Origin of the sequence: Fenollaria timonensis, from assembly GCF_001457835.1 — a bacterium.
Lineage (GTDB): Bacteria > Bacillota > Clostridia > Tissierellales > Peptoniphilaceae > Fenollaria > Fenollaria timonensis.
Genome location: NZ_LN898229.1, coordinates 592,786 through 616,913 on the forward strand (window position 1 = coordinate 592,786; position 24,128 = coordinate 616,913).

The window sequence follows — 24,128 nt, forward strand, 5'->3', positions numbered from 1 at the left end:
ATTTGCTTTTTATAATAAAATTCATAAAAAATAAATTTAGGAAGATTGTATAATTAACTTAGCCACCAAATAAAAAAATCATGTGTACATATGGTATAGTATTAGTAACAAACAAAAAAACAACTATACGGAGGTACACATGACTCATATAAATTATACCATAGAATTTACAGAACGCAAGAAAAATTCACATCTATCACTACATGAAATGTCATTAATACAGGCATGGAAAATAGATGGACATAGCAACAGAGAGATAGCAAGAAGGCTAAATAGAGCCCCGCAGACAATAAACAACGCAATAAAGAAAGGCACAGTAAAGCAAAAGAGAATAATAAAAAGTAATAACAAAACATATACTTACTACGATGAAAAATACTTTGCCTTAACTAATTATGAGGTATATATAAACAATAGATCTTCTTGCGGAAGAAGACCAAAATATATAGATATAGTCGAATTTCTTAAATGGGCAGACAATAAAATGTTAAAAGATAAATGGTCTCCAGATGTATGTGTTGGATACGCAAAAGCAAATAGACTCTTTCCATCATCAGAAATACCATCAACAAAAAGCCTCTACAACTGGATAAATAAGTCACTAATGAAAACAAAAAATATAGATCTACTAGAAAAAGTAAAGAGAAAAAACAAAAATAGCACAAGAAGAACAAGACAAAACAAGAAAAAGCTTGGCATATCCATAGAAGAAAGACCAGATAAAATACAAACAAGAGAAGAATTCGGCCACTGGGAAATAGATACAGTTATAGGTAAAAAGAAAAAGACAGATCCAGTACTACTTACATTAGTAGAAAGAAAAACAAGATATGAAAAGCTGATAAAAATACATGGAAAAACACCCGATGCAGTAGACATTGGACTTAAATTCTTAAAAGATAATGCGCAGTTAAACAAAGAAATATTTAAAAGTATAACATCAGATAATGGTTCAGAATTTTCAAGCTTATCAGAATTAGCAGAATATGTAGATATATATTTTTGTCATCCATATACATCATGGGAAAGAGGAACTAGTGAATGTCAACATAAATTAATACGAAGATTTATACAAAAAGGCACATCAATAGAAGAAGTATCAAAAGAAAAAATATACAGAATAAACGAGTGGATGAATAATTTGCCAAGAAAAATCTTTAATTACAAAACTGCAAAAGAAGAGTTCATAAAGGAAATAAAACAGCTTAAAAGTATCTAGTTTAATAAAAATAAATACTTTTAAGCTATACTATACATTTAGTCTATATGATGTCTGGGTGGCTAACTTATTGTTGCAATTTATAAAAAATAAATTTATTAATCGCTACACAAATTTTGCGAATAGAATTGATGGATAAGGCGCAGCATAACGAGCGACCGACCGACATCGTACAAATAAGTACGTTGAGGGAGGAAGCGAAGCGCGCGAGCCTTAGGCGCAATTCTAACGCAAAATTATTTATATTTCTACTTCTGGATTATCCTTATCCAGTATATGCACTGTCACATCCGCATTTAAGTACTTTGTAAGATTTTCCTTTAAAAACTCAAGAGCTCCTTCAAGTGCGTCGTACCTATCTGGATCAACGAGCTCCATAATCATAAATGCGTTCTTAGTATCTTCTGTAATCATCGTTCTGATGCCGTCACGCCAGTTAAAGCATCTGCAAATAGCGCCCTTATCGTCCTTGTAGCAAAGTTCGCCTGGATAAGTCTCAGATGGATCTTCGCCAATAGCTTGGAATTCGTCGCCGCCTTCAGTGATAGTCAGCCTCAAATCGCCAACGAACTTGTCCGAGTCCTCAGCACCGCATGGAAGCGCGTACTTAAGCGATGCAGCGTTGTAGATGTCAACCAAAGTGTTGATTGAGCCAACGATGTTGCCCTTAGAAAGTCTCTTTAAAAGCGCTTCAATAGAGCATCTTGCGCCCTTCTTAGTCTTAAACTTCTTGTACGCCTCTCTCCAAACAGCAATCTCCTTATTCTCACTAAGCTGTCCAGCTACAAGATATTTTTCCGCTTCATCGTTCGCATCAAGCAGCATCTTTTTAACTTCAATCGGGCTTTCATCAGAATTTTCCATGTTCTTTACAAGAATTACCCCAAGCTTCGCCTCAGGAAATAATTCAAAAAAGCTTTTGTCCGCTATAAATTTACTCATTTCTTCCTCCTTTAATTATTTTCTCGTTGTACTTATTATAACATAAACTTAAAGAATGGTAAAGCCATGTTTATAGCCTTGCCACTTCGTATAAATATTTATATTGAAAAATAAGGGGAATTTTCCCCTTATTTTTCAGTCTGATCACTCACAAAAAAAGCGCAGCACTTGCCGCGCTTAAATCGTTTCAAAAATTAACTTATCTATCCAAGTTATTATAAAAATCATCCACGCTTCTTGCTTCGTCGTCTTGGTAGCGTCTTGGTCTGTCTGTATAATCATATCCGTCATCGTCGTAGATGTCGTAGTAGTCGTAGTCTCTGACTACATTTCCTGTTCTAAACTCGTATTGGTTTGTGTAGTCGCACATCGCCATTTGTGAATAGACTGTTGAATAAAGCGTAGCGCATATCCAAGGGATGGCTGTTAGTGCAAAGACCCAAGGTGATCTTAGTCCTGTTGCGATCAAGGCTATAATCAAGGTTGCTAGACCGCCTACTACTAATGTGCCTATATATATTATTAGCATTTTGCCTATCCAGTTGAATATGAATCTATTGGCAAGTCCAAAGCCTGTGCTTATGCAAGTGCCTATGCCTGTGTACTTATTTGTAGTAACTAGGTAGTGGGCAAAGCTTCCTGCTGTGCCGATGTAGATGCTTAGTAAAGTTATAATTATGACTGCGAGTGCCATAACTGTTTCGTTAGAATCGCTTATACCAGCAAATATTGGCAAAATCATATATGCCATTCCTGTGATAAGTCCAAATACTATGGCTATGGCGATGGACTTGATAAACTTAATAAATACTGCTTCTGACACGTGTTTAAAGCCTCTATCCATCTTGAAAATCCACTTGTTGACGTGTGTAATGAAGGCGATGCCTATTAACTGAATCAATATGCCCATGGCAATGAAGCTTAGCATCATAAGTACTGATGATCTTGTAAAGCTCATAACTCTCTTAAAATCATCTTCTCTTATGCTTCTTTTTAAACTACCTATACCATTCATAACGTCTTCAAAACTTTCAGCCTCGTCAAGCTCATCAATTGATCTGTTAAACTCGTCTGACATAAAGTCATCGTTGTATCTGTAGCCTTCTTTCAAAACGTCTGATGAAATTTGCATTATTGATCCAACGTTTATTGCTAGAAATCCGCCTATAAGCAAGATGTAGACTAGTGCGAAGCAAAGAAGCGCCTTGATATTATTTTTAATATAGCTGTTTGTCGCTTGAAATACTTCGGACACGCCGCTTGCTCTGCCACCCTTTCTCTTCGGATCAAACTCTTCATATACAAAATTGTCGTTCATATTATCCCTCCTTAAAAGGCCCAGTTGCCTTCCTTAAATATTTTGTATTCCTTATCATCTTTATACCCAATTATCTCAGTTGTTTCATCACCAATCATAAAATCGACATGAATTTTGCTGTCGTTAATACCATTTGCTAGTAATTCTTCTTCGCTCATGGCAGCGCCGCCATCTACGCATGTTGGGTAAGCAGCTCCGAAAGCTAGGTGGCAAGATGCGTTCTCGTCGAATAGTGTTGAGTAGAAAAGTTTTTTACTATTGCTAATAGGTGAGTCGTTTTGCACAAGGGCCACTTCACCAAGCATACAAGCATTTTCATCTGTCGCGATTAAATCTTCTAGTAATTTTTGATTCTTTTCAGCTTTTACTTCAACGCATTTACCATTTTCGAAGCGAAGAGAAAAGTTCTCAACAAGCTTACCTGATAATGATAATGGTTTTGTCGCGTAAACAATACCATTAACCCCGTCTCTCTTAGGAGCAGAGAAGATTTCTTCAGTTGGGATATTGGCTGTGAAGCGAACACCTGTCTCGCTCATGGATGAGCCACCTATCCATAGGTGATTCTTTGGCATCTCTATAGTAAGGTCTGTACCTAATTTTGATCTGTAATGAAGTTTTTCGAATTGCATTTCGTTTAAGTACTTAGCTTTTTCTTGTATAGTATTTTCGAATTCGTCCCAAGCCTTGTCAGGGTCAGCTCCGTCGACTCTAACTATCTTAAATATTAAGTCCCAAAGCTCTTCTACGCGCTTTTCTTCAGCTATGTCTGGAAGCACCTTATCTGCCCAAGCCTTTGATGGTATGCAGATCACGCACCAAGGGTTTATGTCGTTCATAGTGTATTTTTGGAATGGTTTCATCAGATTTGCGTTCACGCTACGCATTAGTTTTATTCTTTCAGGGTCAACGTCCTTCATTAGCGATGGATTTGGCGCAGCAACAGATAAGAAGCCTGCCTTTCTCTCTGCAAAATCAAGCATCATATTAAGCTTCCACTCGGGTGCGTGCTTGATCGCTTCTTCACTCATCATCATCGCGCTCAATCTGTTGCACTCGTCGTCTTGTATCCTTACAATAACTTCGCTTGCGCCTCTTTCGTAGGCAAGTTCAGTAAGTAGTCTAACGAAGTCCATCGCCTCAGTTGATGTATTTATCACGAGCGGCATGCCTTTTTGCACGTTTATACCCCTCTCGATAACGACCTTCGCGTAATTCCTTAACTTATCTTTAAAATTCATTTTGTCCTCCTTTGCGATTAAAGTATTAAATACTCTCTACTTATGATATAATATATTATACCATATATATTAAGGATATGTAAATGGAGGCGCCATGAAAAAATTTAGAGATTTAATAATTTTAGACGATATGAATTTAGTGCTTGCTTGTGACAGCGCAGCTGGGATAGGCGAGAAGCCATGTGACGAAGTTTTTGCTGATATAGAAATGGTCTCATATTATGCAGCTTTCGTGCCCATAGCCGAGCTATTATGCGCAAGAAGCACGCCAATGGTCTTGGTCGACACGCTATGTAATGAGAGAGAGCCCTATGGCGAGAAAATCATTCGCGGCATCCAAATGGCAATGAAGGACGCGGGGCTTGACGAGAAAAACGCTTTTACTGGATCGACTGAAGAAAACTTCATGACAAAGATGACAGGGATAGGCGTCACAGTCTTGGGACGCGGCATTGATATACGCAAGGCGCAAAAAGGCGATGCGGTCTACGCCATCGGCAAGGCACTAGTGGGCGAGGAGCTAATTAAATATCGTGACAAGGCCATGAGCATGAGTGATTATATCTACTTAAAGGAGCAAAACTATATTCATGACATCGTTCCAATCGGCTCAAAGGGCGCGGCACATGAATTAGCTGAGATTGAGGCGCACGCGGGACTTAGGGCGCGCATCGTGAATAGTGACTTTGATCTAAATGCATCGGGCGGGCCATCAGCCATCTGCCTAGTCACAATGAAGCCTGATGACTTTAATAAATTAAATTTAAAAAAGGACGTAAATTTGTTAGCTTTTATGGAGTAAATGGGTATAAATGTATGAAGAGTACTAGGAGGCGAGTCAATTGAAGAAATTTAGATTCTTAATAATTTTTTCTGTCATAGTCATGTTCATGGCAGGATTTAACGCTCATGCATCGAGCGAAAATAAAATGACTTACAAGATGAATCTTAAGGAGGACGCGATGTATGTGGACGTCAAGATCGAGACGGAGCATACGGGCTTTAAGTTTGCAATCGATGTGCCAGAAGGCGCTGAGGTCTACGACGTAGAGGGCAAGAGCCTTAGAGATGATTTCCTTTCGGGAACGAAATACATCTTTGACTTTAACGGCGGCGACAAAGAAGTCTCTTACAAGATCAAGGGCCTTCCAAAAGCCTTTAAAAGGGCCGATGGTTTTGTCTTTGGCTTGTATCGTTCATTTAACACGCACATCAACACCATTGAGATAGCCTACGAGAGCGTTTACTTTGACGAGCCGGTATATGAACTATTTACTTCAAAGGGTCTTAACGCTACTTTTGAAGACGGCAAGACTGGTCTTTACGAGATAGACGAGCCCATTGACATAGCTATAGGCATTAAATATCCAAAGAATGAGTTCGTGAACGCGCCATATGAGGACATGGACTACGATGACTACCGTAATGACGAGCTGATGAGGACGCAAATTACACGCATTGACAAGCCAAGCATCTCTGAACTAGTTCTTAAGGGGCTTATAGCGGTGGCTTTACTAGCGTTTATCATCGTCGGCTTTTTGATGACGAAGAACCAAAGATTTAGAAATAAATTTAGAATAAAGAAAAGATACGAAGAAAAGGAAAAAAGCGGCAAAACTTTTGACTTAAAAGACCTTGATGAGTACATTTACTTAATATATCAATTTTATGACACAAAGGAAGACAAGGTCGCTAGCTACTTAGGCGTGGACGAAGCGGACAAGCTTGTTGAGGAAAAACTAAATGCTTCGTATGAAAATCTATTAAAAAAGGGATATATAGAGAAGGAAGACTCGGATTACAGCGTGGCTCTAACAAAGAAGGGCAGGCTGAAACTTGAGGAAATTCTTATCAAGAAGGAATATTTACTCGGTCAAGACGATATTTCAGATGAGGAAGAAAAATTTTTAAGATTGTTCAGGTGATTTAGGTGAGGGTACTTAGCTCAGGAGGCGTAATTATCAATAACAATTTAATACTACTTTTGAAGAAGTACAACGGCGACTACGTATTACCGAAGGGCAGAATCGAGCGCGGTGAAAGCATTGAGGAGGCTGCACTTCGTGAGGTAAAGGAAGAAAGCGGCATCACTGGCGAGATTAAAAAATACCTAGGCAAGATTGATTACTCTTTCATTAACAGGATGAGAAATATAAAGATTGACAAGACGGTACACTTCTTTTTGATGTCAACAAAGGACACGCACACTAAGCCTCAGAGCATGGAAGGCTTTAAGACGGCGAAGTTCTACGAAAGAGAAGAAGCGATTAGTCTTATGAAATACAGTCAAGAAAGAGAAATTATTAGAAAAGCCATAGAAGAGTACGACAGAGAGAAGAATGAGGAGAGGAAATGAGTTTTTCACAAAAAGCTAAGGACGAAGCGGCAAAGCTGATGATCACGGACGAAGACACGTCCCTAGCTGAGCTTATGGCCTACGTGAGATACGTCTCATCCATTAGCTTCATATCGGGCAAAGTGGCCGTTTCATTCAGAGTGCAAAAGGCGGCGCTTGCGAGACGAATATTTACAGTAATCAGAAATTTATACGATACAGACCTTGACGTCGACATCTCAAAGATGACGCAGCTCAAGAAAATGAACATCTACACCATAGTCCTAAACGATACGGATATAGTTATGCAGATGTTTAAAGATACGCGCATGGAAGGCTTTTTGGACGTGAACAAGATTCCAAAGGCAGTCAAAGAGAGCGACGATATGAGAAGAAGCTACTTGAGAGCGACGTTTTTGGCGGTCGGATCCATCACTAATCCAGAGCGCGGCTACCACCTTGAAATGCTCTTCGAAAGCGAGTTCGAGGCAAATGAGGTCAAGGACTTAATGAACGTCTACGGCCTTGGGGCGAAGTACGTCAAACGCAAGGAGAACTACATCACCTACCTAAAGGGTGCCGAGGCAATCTCGGATTTTCTCACAGTTATAGGCACGATGAGAGCAGTACTCAGCTTTGAGAATATTAGAGTAGTTAAGGACGTCAGGAACAATGCCAATAGACGGACTAACTGCGAAACAGCCAATATACAGAAGACAGTTGATGCATCGACAAGGCAGGTAGCTGATATCGAGTACATCGACGAGATGATTGGCCTTGACGCATTACAAAGTGATTTAAAAGAGCTAGCAATACTTAGACTGAATAATAGAGACGCGTCACTTGCAGAGCTTGGAAGGCTTATGGAGCCAGAGCTTGGCAAATCGGGCGTGAACCATAGACTTAAAAAACTTGCTGAAATGGCAGAAAATTTACGAATAAATGAGGAGAATTAATATGAAAAGAACCATAGTTACAAACAACGACTACGTTAGAGACAAATACAAAGATGATTTCGATATGATCTACGTAGACAAGGTCGATAATTACACAGGCGTTTTACTTAAGGCGAGAGACCTAATACACGAAGGATATAAGCTACTTACACATCCACTATCAGGCTCAGTTAAGCCGAATGAAACACCATTTAAGACAATTATTTTAGAAAAAGGTACAGGACTTGACCAAGATGGACTAATCATCTTGGAAGAAGCAATCGGAACCATTAACAAGTTTTTAAATATCGAGAAAACACCAGACTACAACGAGCGCGTTATAGACGACTGCAAAGTCATAGACCTTTCCATCATAGACAACACAATCAATTTAAGAAGTTCAATCTAATGAAAGAGTTTTATATTGAAGATATGACCAGTCAGCTAAGGGGCGTTGCTAAGTCCGAGAGACTGGTCTATTTTATTAAAGGAGCCGTGCTTGGCGATACAGTCACAATCACAAACGAAGTGAAGAAGAAGAGCTTTATCGAGGCAGATGTCTTGGATATAGTCTCGCCATCGGAGTTTCGCGTGGACGGAGCTAGTGATGAAGCGATACTCTCCGGTCTTTCATATGAAAAAGAATTCGAGTGGAAAGTTAATGGCCTTAAGATGAATCTTAAGAAGATGGCTGGGCTTGACGTGGACGTAGAAGAATATATGGCGAAGACTTTAACTCATTATAGAGACAACACACAGGTCAAGGTCGCTCGTGGGGCGCATGGTGAAGTAGCTATCGGATATTTTGAAGAAGGCACAAACACAGTAGTCGACTCAGAAGAGATGCTCTACATGAATAAAGAAGCGCTAAAAGTTTATCAAGGCATCAGAAAATTTGTAAAAGAAAATTATAAGGGCTACGATTGGAAGGCAAAGAAAGGCGATATCAAGGACATAGTCTTTAGAAATAATGAAAAAGACGAGCTGATGATCACCTTCGTATCGCACGATGAAATTGTGATTGATATTGAAAAATTAAAAGCAGCCATCGATATGAGCAGAGTCAAATCCATCTATCTAAACATAAACGATAAGTCAGATAAAGTTTTGTACGGAAGGAAATTTACTAAGCTATATGGCGAGGACTTTTTAAGCGTAAATATTTTGGGACTTGATTTTAAAATATATCCGCAAACATTTTTGCAAGTGAATTTAGAGATGATGGACATTTTGTATAAAAAAGCACTAGAGTATTTGGGGGATGCATCGCAGATGGATGTCCTTGAGCTATACTCAGGCATAGGCACCATAAGCCTATGCGCCGCCAAAGAAGCAAAATCAGTTACAGCAGTCGAAGTCGTAGAAGCCTCAGTTAAAAGCGCAGACGAAAACGCTTTGGCAAATGGCATAAAAAACGCAAAATTCATACACGCCAAGGCAGAAGATGCAATAAATAGAGTTTTGAAAGAAAAAACCTACGACGCAGTCATCGTCGACCCGCCGAGAAAGGGCCTCGACAAAAAAGTAGTAGAGATGCTAAATGCGAGCGGCATAGAAAAGATTGTATACATCAGCTGTAACCACGCAAGCCTAGCTAGAGACATCGCCTTGATGAGTGGGGTGTATAAAGTGGATAAAGTAGCCGCAGTTGATATGTTCGCAAGAAGTGGACACTTAGAGAGCGTGGTATTGATGTCAAGGGTCGAAAGAAAATAGCCGTGAAAGCCTGGGATGACAGCGGTTTTCGGACAATCGTCCGAATTTGGTACAGGGAAGAGAAAACAGTAAACTTGAATTGGGTGTACTGAATAAATTTTTATATTTTTGTCATACTTATATCAAAGGAGGTTATTATGATTATTTTGAAAACAGAGAGGCTTATACTTCGCAACGTCGAATTGAAAGATGCGGTAGAGATGAAAGACTATCGAAATAATGCAATTTGTTCAAAATATCAACGTGGACAAACAAAAGATATGGATGGGATTAAAGCTCTGATTAAAAAATATCAATTCGAGATACTATCCGCAGATAAACCGTTTATTATGACTGTTGCGTTAAAAGCGACGGACGAAATGATCGGTGAGATTGTTGTGCTTCCTAATAAAGGGACATTTTCTTTGGGTTACACGATTTCCTACAAGCATCACAGAATGGGGTATGCTTTTGAATCGCTTTCCGCTTTGATGGATTATTTGCATTGCCTATACCCTTTAATGGGTTTTATTTGCTTCACTGAAATAGAGAATTATCCGAGCAGGCTACTCCTTCAAAAACTTGGATATAGGGATTTGGGGTATATCGAATCAAAAGAATCTGAGGTTTTTGGCAAGTGGTTAACAGAATCAACAGAAAAGGAAATACGTCTTGCTGTAAACCATTAAACGGAGAAGCTAATCCTTCAACTCACACTTTTTATGGCTTTCAATGAACTTCCGAAGACGTTGACATACATTCTCCGACATCATTTCCGGTGCCGGTTTCCCTCGCACAAGTAGGGCGAAGCTGCTATTCTTGATGTAGCGTTATCATCAGAGTAGTCTTAATACATGTTGAGAGTGTAGTATTGATGACAAGAGAAAATGAGTAACTAGACTTTGAAAGGCTTAAAATTAATAGGTGTATGATTTTTAGATTCAATAATAAGACTCTGGAAATTTTGAAATTAGTTATAAAAAATATTTTTTAAATACTTGCTTGTAGCATCAAGTAGGTAAGCATTTTGGATATTTTGGTAGGTTATGTCAACGGTATGGACGGGGAAGAATAAGGTAAATTAGAATTTGTAAGGAAGATAATAATGAACATGAGAGAGCAAATTGAAAAATACATTAAAGAAAATCAATTAAATGTTAGTGATGAGTCTATGTGGAGTTTTGATGAGAGTATTGAAGATGAACTGTTATATTTAATATCTCATGGAATAAAAACAGCCACATCTTCATTGTATAAATTTTATGAAATGGAAAATGAGGATTTACCAAAAGTTGGTGATTTAAGTATCATTACAAATAGTAAAGATGAATATCAATTTCTTATAGAAACTATTAGAGTTGAAATTGTTCAGTTTAAAGAGGTATCGTCTGAACATGCATATAAAGAAGGTGAAGGAAACAGAACATTAGAATATTGGAAAAAAGTGCATATAGATTTTTTTAACAATGAACTAAAAGAAATAGATGAAGCATTAAAAGATGATGATTTAGTAGTTTTAGAGGAATTTAAAGTATTAGTAGGTGTGAAAATTTGAATCAACAAATATCAGTTTATCGAGCATTGCAAGTTATAAGTTTCTACGAGATAAAACCTATAAAACTTGTACAGATATTGTAGGGTAGGGAAAGAGCGTTGTGAGACTTGAAAGGATATAAGGGAGGCAGGGACATATGATTACTGAGCGATTAAAGATAAGAAAATTTACTAATAATGATCTAACGGAACTCTATAATCTACTTTCAGATGAAGATGTCATGAAATTTATAGAACCGCCTTTTTCATGGGAAAAAACAGTGAATTTTCTAAATAGTGTTGCACTGATCGACCCTCCTTTGATTTATGCGGTGGAAGATTTTAGTCAGAAGTTTATTGGATATGTAATATTTCATGAGTATGACAATGACTCCTTCGAACTTGGTTGGATACTTAATAAGAGGTACTGGGGGAAAGGATATGCCAATGAATTAACAAAAGCCTTTATAAACCGTAGCTTAGAGATAGGGAAAAACTTGATTATTGAGTGTGCCCCGAACCAAGAAAATACCAAACGAATTGCGATGAAAAATGATTTTGAATTTCTTGGAGAAAGTGATGGCCGCAGTGTATTTAAAAGAAAGCTGCTTAAATAAGATTTGAAAAGATATAAGGAGAAAATAAATGATAAAGAAAATAGGAATTGTTAGCTTATCTAGTGGCGTTTTGGGGGAAAGTTTTGTTGAGCATGAAATAAAAATAGGATTAGACAGATTAAATAAGCTAGGTGTAGAGGTAGAGTTTTTACCCAATTCTCTGAAAGGCATTGATTTTTTAAAAAATCATCCAGAAGCTAGGGCAGATGATTTGCTACTTGCTTTTGAAGATGACACTATTGATATGATTTTATGTGCTATTGGTGGAGAAGATACTTATAGATTAGCGCCTTTTCTGTTCGAAGGCTATAGATTAAAAAATATTGTCAAACAAAAACTTTTTTTAGGCTTTTCTGACTCAACAATAAATCACTTTATGCTAAATAAGCTTGGCATAAAAACATTTTATGGTCAGGCTTTCTTGCCAGATGTATGCGAAATATCTGATAATATCTTAGCTTATACAGAAAAATATTTTTTAGAACTTATAAAAACGGGGAAAATAAAAGAGATACATCCAAGTGAAGTTTGGTATGAGGCAAGGGAAGATTTTAGCGAGAAGGCTATTGGAGTAGAAATGAAAAGTCATACTAATACTGGTTTTGAGCTTTTAAGAGGAAATTCTTTATTTAGTGGAGAAATTTTAGGCGGATGCATAGAATCAATATATGATATGTTCGATAATTCTAGATTTGAAGACACAGTAGAAATTTGTAACAAATATGATTTATTTCCAAGCCTTGAGGCATGGGAAAATAAGATTTTACTTATAGAATCAAGTGAAGAAAAAACAAAACCAGATTTATATAGGAAAATGATACTTGCTCTAAAAGACTACGGCTTGTTTGATGTATTGTCAGGAATACTAGTAGGGAAACCTCAAAATGAAGTCTATTATGAGGAGTATAAATCTATTTTATTAGAAGAAATTACTAATAAAGATTTACCTATTGTCTATAATATAAATATTGGACACTCAACTCCAAGATGTATAATTCCTTTTGGGGTAGAAGCAGAAGTTAATGTAAATAAACAAACTATATCATTTAATTATTAAACAAATAGGAGTTTATATGGAGGTTATGAATGGATTATAAGGAAATAGACGCTTCACACATAGATCTTTTGTGGGAACTTCAAAAGCAATATAAAGCAGAAATAGGAGAGGATATACCGAATGATATATCCAAGAAACGTCTGAAAGATGCAATCAGCAAAGGGGAAATATTATTTTTCGGAGCATGGGAAGGTGATGCATTGGCAGGCTGCTGTTCAATAACAGTTGGTTTTTCAACTTTTGATTATATGCCAAGTGGAACATTTGAAGATTTTTTCATATGTCCTGACTTTCGTCATAAAGGAATAGCACGCCAGCTAGTCCAATTTGCATATAAGTCAAGTCCTATAAGTTCAATGACTGTTGCTTGTGCACAATGCGATATACAAATGTATAAATCACTTGGATTTTCAATTCAGCTTGGAAGCCTGTTTGCATTTGAACCATAAGTTACGCATCTTAGATGAGAAAGTATATAAAGGAGAAAAACTATGGAGCATAATTGTGCTATTATTAACGATAAAAAAGCATTTAGATATAGAGCAGCAGCCATCATAGTCGAAGAGGGATGCGTTTTGCTTGCAAGAAATGATGAGGATGACTATTACTACTCAGTTGGCGGAGCAGTGCACATGGGCGAGACGTCAGAAGAAGCCGTGAAGAGAGAAGTATTTGAAGAGACAGGCCTTAATTACGAGGTAGATCACCTTGCTGTAATACACGAGAACTTCTTCATCGGAAGCTCTGGCTTAAAAGGAGTAGACTTCCATGAGATTGCACTCTACTATATGATGAAGCCCATGGGCAAAATAAATTTTACGAGCCAAAGCACTACAGAGTCAGGTGCTAAAGAGACAATGCATTGGGTGCCGATAGATGAGCTTGATAAATGCAAGGCATACCCGACATTTATGAAAAACTATCTTAGCTCGAAGCATAATAGAGTAGAGCATATAATTACAGATGAAAGAATATGATTTATCATGTTCAAACTCATTAATATGGCGAAAATAATCTCGCCACTATTGATTTATATACGCCATTTGTGATATAATGGCGAGGAAGGTGGTGGAACTCTATGAGAGAATTTGATTATTCAAAACTGTTAGAATTAAATATACCGGCAAAAATGTATGATTTAATATCAAAAATCTATGAATATAAGGGAAAACAGGAGCTATACGTAGCTAATTTTTCTGATGTTCTCGATAAAATGGTAGAAGTAGCTAAAATTCAGTCTACAAAATCATCTAATGCCATAGAAGGTATTTCAACAAATGATACAAGACTAGAAAAGTTAATGTATAAAAAAAGCGAGCCTAAGAATAGAAACGAAGAAGAGATATATGGTTACAGAGAAGTTCTTGACATCATTCATGAAAACTATGAGAATATTGAATTTACAAAAAATAATATTTTGACCTTACACAATAGGCTTTATTCTTATTCAGGGGAAAGTCATAAAGGGAAATTTAAAACAATTGATAATAGCATCGTTGAAGTAAATTCCCTTGGCGAGAAAATAGTTAGATTTCAGCCTGTATCAGCCTTTGAAACAGAAAAGTATATTGATGCAATGATTGAGGCTTATAATAAAGCTCTTAGCTTAAAAATTCCACCATTATTACTAATACCAATTGTGATTCATGATTTTTTAGCTATACACCCTTTTGCTGATGGCAATGGCAGAATGTCAAGGTTATTGACTTTGCTACTTTTTTACAAAAATGGATTTTTTGTAGGAAGATATATTTCACTAGAAATGATTATCGAAGAGACGAAAGATATTTACTATGAAGAATTGCAAGCTTCTAGTGAAAATTGGCACTCTGGAACTAATAACGACTTGCCCTTTATAAAATATATGCTTTCGGTCATATATAAGGCATATAGTGAATGCGATGAAAGATTTAAACTAATATCAGAAAAATCTTTATCCTCTTCAGATAGAGTAATGAAGATATTTGAAAATTCTTTAGAGCCATTATCTAAATCAGATATAGTTGTGCTTTGCCCAGATATTTCTCAAAGAACTATAGAAAGGGCATTAAAAGAATTAAAAGACAGTGGCTTAATTAAGCAAGTAGGTAAGGGAAGATCAAGTAAGTATATTAAAGTTTAAAATTATTCTATAAATCTAATAATTACAGTATTTGATATCAATAATTTAATAAATATTATAAAAGCACCATTTAATATAATTATTAATTAGATCAATTTATAGAATATTTTGAAGGAGGAAGTATGAAAGGTTCAGAATGTAGGTTAATAGAATACATGGATGGTTCCAATAAGCGTTTTATTATTCCGGTATACCAACGTAACTATGACTGGAAGATAGAGAATTGCAAACAGCTTTATGATGACCTCGTTAAAGTAATAAAGAACGATAGAAGAAGTCATTTCTTTGGTAGTATGGTTTCTGTCTATGAACCATCTGGAAAAAATATGGAGTTTCTTGTAATAGATGGCCAGCAGAGACTAACAACGGTTTCATTATTACTCTTAGCAATGTATAATCTTATTAACGCTGGCATACTAATACCTAAGGATGAGTTTTTGGGCAATAGAATTTATGAAGAATACTTGGTTGATAAATATCAGCCAAAGGAGACTCGTATTAAGCTAAAGCCTGTAAAGAACGATCAGAAGGCATATGGCAAGCTATTTAATGATACTGATGAATACATAAGAGAGTCAAACCTTACCACTAACTATAATTATTTCTATGAAAGAATTCAAAAGCAAGAGATAAGTATTGACGAATTATTTGATGCACTCTTCCGTTTGGAGATTATTAATATTACACTTAACAATGAAGATAACCCTCAGTTAATATTTGAAAGTTTGAACTCAACCGGCCTTGATTTGAGCGAGGGCGATAAAATTAGAAACTTTATCTTGATGGGACTTCCGTCAAAAGAACAAGATGAATACTATGATAAATATTGGAACAGAATTGAAGAATGTACTAAATATGATGTCAGCTCCTTTGTAAGGGATTACTTGAGTATAAAGCAGCTTGCAATACCATCACAGAAGAAAATTTATATGAGCTTCAAGGATTATGTCGATCAAAAATCAATTGAAACAGAAGAGCTATTAAAAGATTTGCTGGCATATGCTAAAAGATATGAAATTTTGTTAAGTGGCGGCACAGAGAACAAGGCCTTGGATGCATGCATCTATAGACTAAATAGATTGGAGACAACGGTTACAAGACCATTCTTCCTTGAAGTATTAAGGCTTTATGACGAAAATAAACTTGATATATCAGAGCTTGCCGAAATATTTTTGATTACAGAAAATTATTTATTCAGAAGAACAATATGTGATCTACCGACCAATGCATTGAATAAAATATTCTCTACGCTCCATAGAGAAATAACTAGATATGAGGGTAATGATGAAGGGTACGTTGAAAAATTTAAGTATGCACTTTTATCAAAGAAGGATAGAGCACGTTTCCCTGATGACGATGAATTTGCTGAGAGATTTACTGAAAGACAAATTTATCAGATGAACAGCAAGAACAAGATTTATATCATGGAGCGTCTTGAAAATTATTCTACCCTAGAGGACAAGGATGTATATTGTCACTGTGATGATGGCACTTATTCAATCGAGCATATCATGCCTCAGCACTTGACACCAGCTTGGATCAAGGCACTTGGCGAAGACTATGAAGAGATTCACGAGATGTGGCTACATAGAATTGCCAATCTGACTTTGACTGCCTATAACTCAAAATACAGTAACAGCACATTCGAGGAAAAGAAATCAATGAAGAATGGCTTTGGAGACAGCGGTATTCGCATGAATACTTATATTGCCAAGAAAGATAAATGGACTTTGGCTGAACTAGAAGAGCGTAATCAATATTTGATGGGAAGATCTCTTGAAATTTGGGCTGCACCGACGACTACATTCAAGCCGGCAGTAAAGCAAATGGATTCATATACACTTGATGATGATGTTTCATTAAGCGGAAGATTAATTGCGCGCTTCAGCTACAAGAACACAGAGCAGCCAGTTTCAAGCTGGGTAGAAATGTTCCAAAAAGTACTACAAATTCTGTATGCTGAAGACAAGAGCGTAATTACAAAACTTGCCGCATCTAAAGATGATGGTCTCGCTCTAAACTTTACTATGAATGAAGCGGATTTCAAAAAGATCGTTGAAATAGGCGACGGCATTTACGTGTGGACTAATACAAGCACACAAACTAAGCTTTCAGTCTTGAACAAAGTATTTAAACTATATGATGCTGATCCAAGCGATTTAGTTTTTTACTTACGTGAAGAGAATGAAGGTGCCGAGGAAGAGGCGGGGACAAGGTACGAGACACGAAGAAAGTACTGGGACTATGCATTAGATTTCATCAAAGAAATTAATGCAGAGAATGCTTCTTTTGTTAATGTAAATCCATCAAAGGAAAACTGGATTAGCGGTTTCATTGGAATTATCGGATTTAAAATTAGCTGTTTAGCAAACATCGATTTTGCAAGAGTTGACTTGCATTTAGGAAAAGTAAAGAAAGAAGAGAATAAGAAAGCCTTTGACATGCTGATGACTCATAAGGAAGATATTGAAAAGGCTTTAGGAGTATCTCTCGTTTGGAGCCGCGGTGATGATATCAAGTCATCAAAGATTTCATATCAGTTAAATGGAGTGAGTATAAGAAATGAAACAGATTGGCTACAAATGGCAAGGTTCCATGCAGAGTGGAGCAAAAAATTCTATGATGTCATAGTGCCGTATCTTGGATGATTTAGGACATAATTAAATCTGAAAAATATATGTTTTGAATTAGATTTTGTAATATAGGAGTGATTTTATTGGCTAATGTAAGCTTTGAGGAGTTTTATTATAATGAAGATGATCAGATTCATGATTTGTATGAGATACAAAAAGAATATGAGAAAAATAATGGAAATATTTCAAAATATCGAGGTCATATATTTTGCCCAGAATGTAAGATAGCTGAATTAAGTTTTACCCATAAGACATCAATTAGACGTGCGTTTTTATCAAAAATTCCTTCATCAGACCATGCTGAATATTGTTCATTTAAACACGATTGTGCAACCAAGAGTGAGATTAAACAATTTGTTAGATTGTTAAGTGATAAACAGATACAAGATAGGTTAGAAGCAGCTTTAAATCAATTGCTTCCCAAAAAAGCAAAAGAAGGTAGTGGTATAAATAATGAATCTAAAGACAATCCTTTAGTAATAGAGGTGGACAACAAAAAAGGTAGTGGCGTTAGAAAATTTATTCCAAGAAAATCTATAAACACTTGGTTTGATAAATCTGAAAAAAATAAAATATTTATTTTCTATGGGCATGCAAAATTAGAGACTAAAGAAATTGCAACTAAAAATGGTAAACGTTATGAATTAATTATAAAAACAAATAAGCAAAATGAATGGATAAAAAAGACAAGTGTTTTTAGGGGTACGACGAACGATAACATTGATACGAAAAAAATTTATGATATTGCAATACTTGGGATAATTGAATTTTATAACGACTTTCCACAGATAAAAACTGTAACTTTTAGCTCTATAATGTTTAGGTAGAAAAATTTTGGTATAATTGTCTTATATGCTTAAAGGAGAGTTTTAAGAATTTTATAGTGATAATAGAAAAGAACAATATGGAGTGAGAATCGCAGCTGTCATCATAAGAGATGATCTATTACTGCCATATGATGAAGCCCATGGGCAAAAGAAATTTTACGGGCCAAAGAACTACAGAGTCGGACGCTAAAGAGACAATGCATTGGGTGCCGATAGATGAGCTTGATAAATGCAAAGCATATCCGACATTTATGAAAGAATATCTTAGCTCAGAGCATAATGGAGTAGAGCATATAATTACAGATGAAAGAGTTTAATGGGACGAGTTGTGATATAATAATTATATAAAGGAAGGAGGGACTGCATGATTACTGAGCGATTAAAGATAAGAAAATTTACTAATAATGATCTAACGGAACTCTATAATCTACTTTCAGATGAAGATGTCATGGAATTTATAGAACCGCCTTTTTCATGGGAAAAAACAGCGAATTTTCTAAATAGTGTCGCACTGATTAACCCTCCTTTGATTTATGCGGTAGAAGATTTTAGTCAGAAGTTTATCGGATATGTAATATTTCATGAGTATGACAAAGACTCCTTCGAACTTGGTTGGATACTCAATAAGAGATACTGGGGGAAAGGATATGCCAATGAATTAACAAAAGCCTTTATAAAGCGTAGTTCAAATATAGGGAAAAACTTGATTATTAGTGTGACCCGAACCAAGAAAATACCAAACGAATTGCGATGAAAAATGATTTTGAATTTATTGGAGAAAGTGATGGCCGCAGTGTATTCAAAAGAAAGCTGCTTAAATAAGATTTGAAAGATAGTAAAGTAAGAAATTGCAAGAATAATTGCAATCTTAGAGCTTAAGCAAAAATATTAGAAAAATATAAAAATAATCGTGAGCAAATCGTAAAAACGCAAAGAATTTAAATTATGTCACTCAAAATATCACCAAAATGTCGGTCAAAATGACGGTCAAAGTGAGGGTGAAATTAGGGTTATCCGTCGTTTATTTACTTAGTGAATTATAGGAGGAAATATTATGAAAAAAACTGCTGTGTTACTTTATGATTCTTTTTGTCATTTTGAAATTAGTGTTGCTCTTGAAATTTTGGCACTTAAAAATAAAGAAATTGTTGTGTTTGCAAAAAGTAAAGAAGTAATATTAAGTGAAGAAAGACTAAAAATCGTACCTGATAAAACCATATTTGACTTGGACATTAATGAATATGACAGCTTATTATTGCCGGGAGCAGTATATATAGAATCTGCAGTCAAAGATCCAGAAATTATAGAATTTATAAAAAAATTTAGCGATAAAGTAATAGGTGCCATATCAATTGCTCCAGTTTTGCTACTAAAAGCAGGAATTCTTAATGCTAAGCCATTTATGGCAGGTGTAAACAAAGAAGAACTCTTAGAAGAAGGATTTTTAGAATCTGATTTAACTCTAATGAAAGATTGGGATGAATGTATAGAAAATCCAATTGAGGAGGGTTATATTTTAGAAGATAAAATCATCACTTCAGTATCTTATAATTTTGTAAAGTTTGGAATACAATTTGCAAAAATGCTAGGAATTGAAATATCTCCAAAAAGTTTTGGAATTTAAAGTAATAATTATAAAATTCGAGGTATTAAAATGAAAAATTATAAAAAACTTAGAATAATTACTTTAATTTCACATTTACTTATAATATCTTTCATAGCATTATTTATTAAATTTGAAGGAAAATTTAATTATATCTATGATACAGATCTTATAAAAAACACACAAAGTAGACTTATGGATTTAATATTTGCCTTATTGCTTTTAGCTCACTTTATATTAATTATAATTAATCTTGTAGTTTTATTGAAAAAAGTTTTAGAAAAACAATTGAAAGCTGTAGATTTATTCTACTCCTTATATCCTGTTTTAACCATTTTAATAATCACAGGATTTGATGGCAATAATTTAATAAATATTATAAAAGCACTAGTTAATATAATTATTGCTTTACTCACAAATGGTATAGTGAAAACGAAAGAGGTAAACATGATACAACTTGTTTACAATAAATAGAAAGGAATTTTTATGGATTTAGAATTTATTTTCAATCACGCAATAAGTGGATATCTGCCTATTATGGCATTACTAATATTATATTTTATAATATTAAAATCATTAGGCAATAGGTCAAGCAAAGGACATATAATTTTGGCTTTTATATTTTCTTTTTATCTTGTCGGAGTTTTGTCTGCAACAGGTGTTTGTTTAAAAGCAAATTTTTCACCGAAATTTTCATTACTACCTTTTATAGATATGATAAGAGGGCCTAAAGATGCAATTTTAAATGTAATTTTGTTTCTTCCATTAGGAATTTTTCTGCCACTACTCTATGAGCAATATAATAGCTTATCCAAAGTTTTTTTGCTTGGATTTCTATTTTCATTGTCTATAGAAATCATTCAAATGTTTGGATTTGGGACTACAGATATAAATGACTTGATTACGAATACTTTTGGAGCAGTACTAGGTTATGGAGTATATGAATTACTTAGTAGATCATTTTCCGATTCATTGCTTGAAAAATTTCGGACAAAAGGCAAATATAGCCTATATGAGCCAGTAATTCTGTGGACTATTACTATATTGATTATGCTGACTATCCAGCTTTATATCTACGATATTCTCTTTGCATCTAAGATGAGTGGAGAAATTCAAAAGTGGTAATATTCTATAAATAGGCAAGCTTATAAAATGGCATAGTGCACATAATTACAGATGAAAGGATAATGGACTAGTTATAGCATGAAATTTATTGTAAAAGAAATAATTGATAAAAAAGAAAAAGAAAATATCGCTAGAGAAGTGTTTAACGATCTACCAGAATGGTTCGGCTTGCCCGAGAGCACAGAAAATTACATTCAAGAGTCACAAGAAAAGCCATTCATAGCAAGCTTTTATAAAGACGAGCTAGTAGGCTTCATCGTCCTTGGCACAAGCAGCCCAGACTGTGCAGAGATCTTTGTTATGGGCGTAAAGAAAAAATTCCATCATCACGGCGCAGGAAGAGAGCTAAATAAGGCCTATGAAGACTTAGCAAAGAGCTTAGGCTACACTTACACACAGGTAAAAACCGTTCAGTCCGGCCATTACGAAGAGTACGACATAACGAATAAATTTTACAAAGCAGTCGGATATAAAGAATTAGAAGTCTTTCCGGATTTGTGGGACGAGTGGAACCCTTGTCAAATATATGTAAAGTACTTGAGTGAGTGAAAAGATTATTAATCACACAAACTATTTTAAAGAGCTATAAACAATAAAGAGGGCAGATTAACTGTCCTCTATCTTTATGCATTGACTAAAAATTAATAACTACTCCTTAATCAATTTTTTGTAAACTTTCTCCACTTCATCAGCGAGATTTTTATAAGCACTATCACTTCTTGAGCAAGCACCATCTATAAGCAATCAAAATCCTCTTTGATGTACTCTTCCAGCTGCTTGTCAGAAAGAATCTCCTTAATGTCAGCACCAGCTTCTAAACCATTCTTTTTTAACAATTCATAGAGCTCATGCGCATCCATCGCTTCAAGATCAGCCTTTGTGTAGAGGTCTTCATCCTTATTCGCACAAGCAGCAGATGTTAAAACTATAAGCATCAAAGAAAGAAGAAAAGCAATTATTCGTCTAGATTTATACATAAAACGCCTCCTATAAATACTATGAATATTCTTTATGTCATTATACCACTTTACCATATTCATGTCAATCGTTTCGAAAAAGCATATATATTGCTGCGATACTATTGCTATTGTTCCGATAAAATGATAAAATAAATTATATACTTAGAAAATAGACTTAAGAAGTAAATTAGGTGGTGAGTTAATGAACATAACTAGAATCAACACATACGACGACCAGCGGTTTAGTCAAGAAGCGCTTAACCAGCATGGCTGCTACCTTGCAGATGGCGATGTGTCTATTGAGATCAAAATCATATCACAGAGCGAGGCAATAATAAAAGGAGACAAAACATATTTCAACGAGGTCATAGACGAGTTTCGCTTCAACTCAGAGCATATCACAAAATTTTATGACGAAAGCGGTGAGCTTGTAAAGCAATTCAAAGGTGTCGAGCTTTTTAAGCTTGATATAGATAAAATCCAGCCGATACAGTTCTTCGTCGATAGAGATAAATTAGAAGCAGTTAAGAGCTTTGTGGGTGGCGAAGAAGACGTAATCATCCCCGTTGCGATGCATGAGGGAACATACGTATCCTTAGATGGCCACACACGCCTCTACTTTGCTTATATACTTGGCTTCAAGCACGTCTACGCTTATTTTAGCGAAGACTTCGATGGCTTCGACTACTTCTTTGATGAAGCAAGAAAAAGAAATATATACTCAGCAAAAGACTTGATTTTGCTTGAGCATGAGGTATATGTAGAGAAGTGGGATAAGTTTTGCGATGATTATTATATGAATAGAGAGTGAATGGGTGGGGTGTTGGCCTGATACCCTTGCTATTGTTCCGATAAAATGATAAAATAAAATTATTACTGTTATATAGGAGATGAAAATATGGAAATTTTAAGAATTATACTTCCTCTTCTCATTGTCTGTGTAGTAGTGGTCTACATCATACAAACAGCTAAGAAAAGGCAAGGCGATGACAAGGGCGAAAAAACGGAAGAAACCTACATGTCTGAGGGCATGGCTATAGGTATGTGTTTAGGAATTGCTGTATCCATAGCAATGGATGCTGACAATATAGCCATCGGCTTGTCGGTCGGCATGATGCTTGGCATGAGTGTCGGTATGAGAATTAAGAAGAAATAAATAAACAATTTAAGATTTACTATTATAAACACTCTCTTTACTATTTTGTTCAGTAAAGAGGGTATTTTTTTATTTCTCATCCTCGCTATAGATATGGTCAATATATCACGATTAGTCTTTTGTTTTATTTTTTAAACACGGCTATTGACAATGATAATCAGTGATGATATAATAATACCGACATTAGTGTCGGTATGGGGGTGATTATGAAATGAAAATGGAAGCTGATGAAAGAAAAGAGCAGATTAGACAAGCGGCCATGAAAGTTTTTTTGGACAAGGGATTTAGAAATACAGTTATGAATGACATTATGGAAGCGACTGGGCTTTCCAGAGGCGGATTGTATCATCATTATGGTTCTACCTATGAAATTTTATACGATATTATGGTAGAAGGTAATCTAAATAGGAAGGATATTATTCAAAAATCAATTAATGATGAAGGTTTAATATTAAGTCCGCACTTGTTTTCGAGAATGATCATAGACAAGATACTTGCAGATAATGATTATGCAAAGCTATATATTATGTTTTTATGTGAGTTAAAAGAAAATGATGACTTGAAAGAACTATATGTGAAAATAAAAAAAGAGTCCATACAAGTATTTAAAGAATTATTTTATAGTTTGTTTAAAGAGTTGCCGTCAGATGAAACGTTTGAGTTTATGATTAATATCATGAATTCTGGCTTGATGGCTTGCGAAATTTTGAATGCGCGTGAGAATTTTACAAAAAATAAGATATATCTAACTGAAATGATAGAGACTTATTTTACAAATGTTATGAAAAAAAGATGATGAAAGGAGTTAAAT

At 35.4% G+C, this 24,128-nt stretch carries 29 protein-coding genes; 25 read left to right on the forward strand and 4 right to left on the reverse strand.

Going from position 1 to position 24,128, the window contains the following annotated elements:
• The first annotated feature begins 139 nt into the window (after window positions 1–139).
• On the forward strand, window positions 140–1,219 hold the full coding sequence (locus BN3004_RS02755) for an IS30 family transposase (RefSeq protein ID WP_058259272.1): 1,080 nt from the start codon (window positions 140–142) through the stop codon (window positions 1,217–1,219).
• A 240-nt stretch (window positions 1,220–1,459) separates the two neighbouring features.
• Here BN3004_RS02755 and BN3004_RS02760 read toward each other — a convergent pair whose 3' ends face one another.
• The 3 genes from BN3004_RS02760 to BN3004_RS02770 all read right to left on the reverse strand — a co-directional run bounded on the left by BN3004_RS02760 (window position 1,460) and on the right by BN3004_RS02770 (window position 4,720).
• Window positions 1,460–2,161, reverse strand: coding sequence for a B3/B4 domain-containing protein (locus tag BN3004_RS02760; RefSeq protein ID WP_058259733.1), 702 nt, complete (start codon window positions 2,159–2,161; stop codon window positions 1,460–1,462).
• Between the two features lie 199 nt (window positions 2,162–2,360).
• A complete protein-coding gene (locus BN3004_RS02765; RefSeq protein WP_058259734.1) occupies window positions 2,361–3,479 on the reverse strand; it encodes a voltage-gated chloride channel family protein in 1,119 nt (372 codons plus the stop codon).
• Window positions 3,480–3,490: 11 nt separating this feature from the next.
• Window positions 3,491–4,720, reverse strand: coding sequence for an aminopeptidase (locus BN3004_RS02770; RefSeq protein WP_058259735.1), 1,230 nt, complete (start codon window positions 4,718–4,720; stop codon window positions 3,491–3,493).
• A 94-nt stretch (window positions 4,721–4,814) separates the two neighbouring features.
• Between BN3004_RS02770 and BN3004_RS02775 the strand changes: the two genes are divergently transcribed.
• The 21 genes from BN3004_RS02775 (at window position 4,815) to BN3004_RS02875 (ending at window position 21,751) form a co-directional block, all read left to right on the forward strand.
• Window positions 4,815–5,522 carry a hypothetical protein gene (locus BN3004_RS02775; protein WP_058259736.1) on the forward strand — a complete coding sequence of 236 codons (708 nt, stop codon included), beginning with the start codon at window positions 4,815–4,817 and terminating at the stop codon, window positions 5,520–5,522.
• A gap of 40 nt (window positions 5,523–5,562) precedes the next feature.
• The gene (locus BN3004_RS02780; RefSeq protein WP_058259737.1) at window positions 5,563–6,645 is read left to right on the forward strand and encodes a hypothetical protein; all 1,083 of its coding nucleotides are present in this window, start codon (window positions 5,563–5,565) and stop codon (window positions 6,643–6,645) included.
• A 5-nt stretch (window positions 6,646–6,650) separates the two neighbouring features.
• Window positions 6,651–7,076 carry an NUDIX hydrolase gene (locus tag BN3004_RS02785; RefSeq protein ID WP_058259738.1) on the forward strand — a complete coding sequence of 142 codons (426 nt, stop codon included), beginning with the start codon at window positions 6,651–6,653 and terminating at the stop codon, window positions 7,074–7,076.
• The gene (gene whiA / locus BN3004_RS02790) at window positions 7,073–8,011 is read left to right on the forward strand and encodes a DNA-binding protein WhiA (RefSeq protein WP_058259739.1); all 939 of its coding nucleotides are present in this window, start codon (window positions 7,073–7,075) and stop codon (window positions 8,009–8,011) included. Before BN3004_RS02785 ends, whiA begins: the two co-directional genes overlap by 4 nt.
• 1 nt (window position 8,012) lies before the next feature.
• Entirely contained in the window at window positions 8,013–8,399 is a 387-nt protein-coding gene (locus BN3004_RS02795; RefSeq protein WP_058259740.1) for a GrdX family protein, read from the forward strand.
• Window positions 8,399–9,706, forward strand: coding sequence for a 23S rRNA (uracil(1939)-C(5))-methyltransferase RlmD (gene rlmD / locus BN3004_RS02800; protein WP_058259741.1), 1,308 nt, complete (start codon window positions 8,399–8,401; stop codon window positions 9,704–9,706). The genes BN3004_RS02795 and rlmD overlap by 1 nt, the downstream gene beginning before the upstream one ends.
• A gap of 137 nt (window positions 9,707–9,843) precedes the next feature.
• Window positions 9,844–10,374, forward strand: coding sequence for a GNAT family N-acetyltransferase (locus tag BN3004_RS02805; RefSeq protein WP_081935465.1), 531 nt, complete (start codon window positions 9,844–9,846; stop codon window positions 10,372–10,374).
• A gap of 416 nt (window positions 10,375–10,790) precedes the next feature.
• Entirely contained in the window at window positions 10,791–11,240 is a 450-nt protein-coding gene (locus BN3004_RS02810) for an ASCH domain-containing protein (protein ID WP_058259742.1), read from the forward strand.
• A 136-nt stretch (window positions 11,241–11,376) separates the two neighbouring features.
• Window positions 11,377–11,835, forward strand: a complete 459-nt coding sequence (locus BN3004_RS02815) for a GNAT family N-acetyltransferase (RefSeq protein ID WP_058259743.1) — start codon at window positions 11,377–11,379, stop codon at window positions 11,833–11,835.
• A 28-nt stretch (window positions 11,836–11,863) separates the two neighbouring features.
• Window positions 11,864–12,892: a S66 family peptidase gene (locus BN3004_RS02820; protein WP_058259744.1), complete on the forward strand. Its 1,029-nt coding sequence runs from the start codon at window positions 11,864–11,866 to the stop codon at window positions 12,890–12,892.
• A 29-nt stretch (window positions 12,893–12,921) separates the two neighbouring features.
• Entirely contained in the window at window positions 12,922–13,341 is a 420-nt protein-coding gene (locus tag BN3004_RS02825; RefSeq protein ID WP_058259745.1) for a GNAT family N-acetyltransferase, read from the forward strand.
• A 42-nt stretch (window positions 13,342–13,383) separates the two neighbouring features.
• Window positions 13,384–13,869 (forward strand): NUDIX hydrolase, encoded by a 486-nt coding sequence (locus BN3004_RS02830; RefSeq protein WP_058259746.1) that lies wholly within the window; start codon window positions 13,384–13,386, stop codon window positions 13,867–13,869.
• A gap of 101 nt (window positions 13,870–13,970) precedes the next feature.
• Complete coding sequence (locus tag BN3004_RS02835; RefSeq protein WP_058259747.1) at window positions 13,971–15,014, forward strand: Fic family protein; 1,044 nt, start codon at window positions 13,971–13,973, stop codon at window positions 15,012–15,014.
• Window positions 15,015–15,136: 122 nt separating this feature from the next.
• Window positions 15,137–17,662 carry a DUF4268 domain-containing protein gene (locus BN3004_RS02840; protein ID WP_058259748.1) on the forward strand — a complete coding sequence of 842 codons (2,526 nt, stop codon included), beginning with the start codon at window positions 15,137–15,139 and terminating at the stop codon, window positions 17,660–17,662.
• Between the two features lie 68 nt (window positions 17,663–17,730).
• Complete coding sequence (locus BN3004_RS02845; RefSeq protein WP_058259749.1) at window positions 17,731–18,474, forward strand: hypothetical protein; 744 nt, start codon at window positions 17,731–17,733, stop codon at window positions 18,472–18,474.
• A gap of 128 nt (window positions 18,475–18,602) precedes the next feature.
• Window positions 18,603–18,791 (forward strand): NUDIX hydrolase, encoded by a 189-nt coding sequence (locus BN3004_RS02850; RefSeq protein WP_242854182.1) that lies wholly within the window; start codon window positions 18,603–18,605, stop codon window positions 18,789–18,791.
• 47 nt (window positions 18,792–18,838) lie between these two features.
• Window positions 18,839–19,228, forward strand: coding sequence for a GNAT family N-acetyltransferase (locus tag BN3004_RS02855; RefSeq protein WP_242854183.1), 390 nt, complete (start codon window positions 18,839–18,841; stop codon window positions 19,226–19,228).
• 300 nt (window positions 19,229–19,528) lie between these two features.
• Window positions 19,529–20,098 carry a DJ-1/PfpI family protein gene (locus BN3004_RS02860; protein ID WP_058259750.1) on the forward strand — a complete coding sequence of 190 codons (570 nt, stop codon included), beginning with the start codon at window positions 19,529–19,531 and terminating at the stop codon, window positions 20,096–20,098.
• A gap of 30 nt (window positions 20,099–20,128) precedes the next feature.
• Entirely contained in the window at window positions 20,129–20,551 is a 423-nt protein-coding gene (locus tag BN3004_RS02865) for a hypothetical protein (RefSeq protein ID WP_058259751.1), read from the forward strand.
• Between the two features lie 12 nt (window positions 20,552–20,563).
• The gene (locus BN3004_RS02870; protein ID WP_058259752.1) at window positions 20,564–21,202 is read left to right on the forward strand and encodes a VanZ family protein; all 639 of its coding nucleotides are present in this window, start codon (window positions 20,564–20,566) and stop codon (window positions 21,200–21,202) included.
• 78 nt (window positions 21,203–21,280) lie between these two features.
• Complete coding sequence (locus BN3004_RS02875) at window positions 21,281–21,751, forward strand: GNAT family N-acetyltransferase (RefSeq protein WP_058259753.1); 471 nt, start codon at window positions 21,281–21,283, stop codon at window positions 21,749–21,751.
• Window positions 21,752–21,936: 185 nt separating this feature from the next.
• Here the strand turns inward: BN3004_RS02875 and BN3004_RS02880 are convergent, their stop codons facing one another.
• A complete protein-coding gene (locus tag BN3004_RS02880) occupies window positions 21,937–22,179 on the reverse strand; it encodes a hypothetical protein (protein WP_058259754.1) in 243 nt (80 codons plus the stop codon).
• A 184-nt stretch (window positions 22,180–22,363) separates the two neighbouring features.
• On the opposite strand from BN3004_RS02880, the gene BN3004_RS02885 reads away from it, so the two are divergent.
• The 3 genes from BN3004_RS02885 (at window position 22,364) to BN3004_RS02895 (ending at window position 24,113) form a co-directional block, all read left to right on the forward strand.
• Window positions 22,364–22,972 carry a ParB N-terminal domain-containing protein gene (locus BN3004_RS02885; RefSeq protein WP_058259755.1) on the forward strand — a complete coding sequence of 203 codons (609 nt, stop codon included), beginning with the start codon at window positions 22,364–22,366 and terminating at the stop codon, window positions 22,970–22,972.
• Between the two features lie 87 nt (window positions 22,973–23,059).
• Window positions 23,060–23,317 carry a glycine zipper domain-containing protein gene (locus BN3004_RS02890; protein WP_058259756.1) on the forward strand — a complete coding sequence of 86 codons (258 nt, stop codon included), beginning with the start codon at window positions 23,060–23,062 and terminating at the stop codon, window positions 23,315–23,317.
• Between the two features lie 211 nt (window positions 23,318–23,528).
• The gene (locus BN3004_RS02895) at window positions 23,529–24,113 is read left to right on the forward strand and encodes a TetR/AcrR family transcriptional regulator (RefSeq protein ID WP_058259757.1); all 585 of its coding nucleotides are present in this window, start codon (window positions 23,529–23,531) and stop codon (window positions 24,111–24,113) included.
• Window positions 24,114–24,128 lie beyond the last annotated feature (15 nt).